Below are 2,440 nucleotides of genomic sequence, written 5' to 3' on the forward strand. Positions count from 1 at the left end.
GGGCGGGCGCGGGACGACGAGCGCGGGGCCGGCCCGGGACGACGGGGGCGGACGCCGGCCGACAGCAGCGGACGGGGCCTCGGCCGAGGGCGACGGGCGACAGCGCCGACCGGCGGCCCGCGCATGCCCCCGTGCGGCCATCGGAGTGACCGTCACACCGATCACCCCCAGGCCGGAATTGCCCGAATTGTTACTCATCAATTCGTGATCATTCCCTAAAGCCGGGCGGTTTGTCTGCCGAAGGGACTTGTGACCCTTCCCGTACGGATCGCCCCGGCTTACCCAAAAGTCGGCACCCGTCCCCGCCACTCCCTCTGGAGGCCTGGTGTCCGTTCTTCTTGAGCAACCTGCGAGCCTCGCCTACCGCCCGACGAAACCGACCGCCATGGTCGTCGTCGCCGATCCCCGTGTCCGCTCCACCGTCACCCGCCACCTGTGGGCGCTGGGGGTGCGGGACGTGATCGAGGCCTCGTCCATCGCGGAGGCCCGGCCCCGCATCAGCAGCCCGCGCGACATCTGCGTCGCCGACGTCCACCTTCCCGACGGCTCCGGCCTGACCCTGTTGTCCGAGACCCGCGCCGCGGGCTGGCCCAACGGCCTCGCTCTCTCCGCCGCCGACGACATCGGCGCCGTGCGCAACGCCCTCGCGGGCGGCGTCAAAGGCTATGTGGTCACCGGAACCCGCACCAACCTCGGCGTGCCCGGCCGCCCCGGGCTCTCCCCCATCGGCGCGGCCGCCGCGCGGATGCAGCGCCGGCCACCCGGCGCGCCGGGACACCCCGGCGGCTACCGCGAGCTGTCCGGCCGTGAGGTCGAGGTCCTGCGGCTGGTTGCGGAGGGCCAGTCGAACAAGGCCATCGGCGTCTCCATGGGCCTCTCGGCACTCACCGTCAAGAGCCACCTCGCCCGCATCGCCCGCAAGCTGGGCACCGGCGACCGGGCCGGAATGGTCGCCGTCGCCCTGCGCACCGGCATCATCCACTGACCCGACTCCCCGCACGCGCCCGCCGACGGAACGTTCCGTCGGCGGGCTTCCGTCATCCCCGGATACCCTTGACCGGTGACCGACGCCCAAGAGACCGCAGCAGACCCACCACTGCGAACCACCGGGGGCGGCCCCCCGGACGACGTCGATTCGGCGCCGATCCCCTTGCTGGAACCGCGTGAGGGCATTCCGCCGGTCGTCGCCGACCGCGACGCCCTGGCCGCCGTCGTCGCCGCCTTCGCCGGAGGCAGCGGGCCGGTGGCCGTCGACGCCGAACGCGCCTCCGGCTACCGCTACGGACAGCGCGCCTACCTCGTCCAGCTGCGCCGCGAGGGGGCCGGCTCGGCCCTGGTCGACCCCGTCGGCTGCCCCGACCTCTCGTCGCTCGGCGAGGCCATCGGGGACGCCGAGTGGGTGCTGCACGCCGCCACCCAGGACCTCCCCTGCCTGCGCGAGATAGGGATGACACCGTCCCGGCTCTTCGACACCGAGCTGGCCGGACGGCTCGCCGGGTTCGCGCGCGTGGGGCTCGGCGCCATGGTCGAGAACGTCCTCGGCTACGCCCTGGAGAAGGGCCACTCGGCCGTCGACTGGTCCACCCGCCCGCTGCCCGAGCCCTGGCTGCGCTACGCCGCGCTCGACGTGGAACTCCTGATCGACCTGCGCGACGCGCTGGAGAAGGAGCTCGACCGGCAGGGCAAGCTGGAGTGGGCCCGCCAGGAGTTCGACGCCATCGCCTCCGCCCCGCCGGCCCCGCCCCGCAAGGACCCCTGGCGGCGTACCTCCGGCATGCACAAGGTCCGCCGGCGCCGGCAGATGGCCGTGGTCCGTGAACTGTGGACCGCGCGTGACCAGGTGGCGCGGAAGCGCGACGTCTCGCCGGGCAAGGTGCTCGGCGACGGCGCCATCATCGAGGCCGCGCTGAACATGCCGCCGAACGCGCACGCGCTGGCCGCCCTGCCCGGCTTCGGACCGCGGATGAGCCGCCGTCAGCTGGAGCAGTGGCAGGCGGCCGTCGACCGCGCCCGGGCCGTCCCCGAGTCCGAGCTCCCGCAGCCCGGCCAGCCGCTGACCGGCCCGCCCCCGCCGCGCGCCTGGGCGGACAAGGACCCCGTCGCGGCGGCGCGGCTGTCGGCGGCGCGGGCGGCCGTGTCCGAGCTGGCGGAGCGGCTGACGATGCCTCAGGAGAATCTGATCACGCCGGATACGGTGCGGCGGGTGTGCTGGGAGCCGCCGCGGGATCTTTCGCCGGATGCGGTCGCCGCTGCCCTCGCCGGCCATGGGGCCCGCCCCTGGCAGGTGGAGCAGGTGACACCGGTGCTGGTGCGGGCCCTGCGGGAGGCTTCTGCCTGATTGGGTGTGCCCCGGGGCGAGCCCCCGCACCCCCGAAGCGCCCTCCGGGCGCTGTCCTCAAACGCCGGACGGGCTGACTATTCAGCCGTCCGGCGTTTGAGG

Annotated in this window: 2 protein-coding genes; both read left to right on the top strand. The window is 74.2% G+C overall.

The genetic code is table 11. From position 1 onward, the window contains the following. The first annotated feature begins 325 nt into the window (after positions 1–325). Positions 326–985 (top strand): response regulator transcription factor, encoded by a 660-nt coding sequence (locus tag ACSNOK_RS32570; protein ID WP_171162406.1) that lies wholly within the window; start codon positions 326–328, stop codon positions 983–985. Positions 986–1,060: 75 nt separating this feature from the next. Then, positions 1,061–2,338 carry an HRDC domain-containing protein gene (locus tag ACSNOK_RS32575; RefSeq protein ID WP_436784396.1) on the top strand — a complete coding sequence of 426 codons (1,278 nt, stop codon included), beginning with the start codon at positions 1,061–1,063 and terminating at the stop codon, positions 2,336–2,338. The last annotated feature ends 102 nt before the right edge of the window (positions 2,339–2,440 follow it).

Source organism: Streptomyces sp. URMC 126, from assembly GCF_051386555.1.
Lineage (GTDB): Bacteria > Actinomycetota > Actinomycetes > Streptomycetales > Streptomycetaceae > Streptomyces.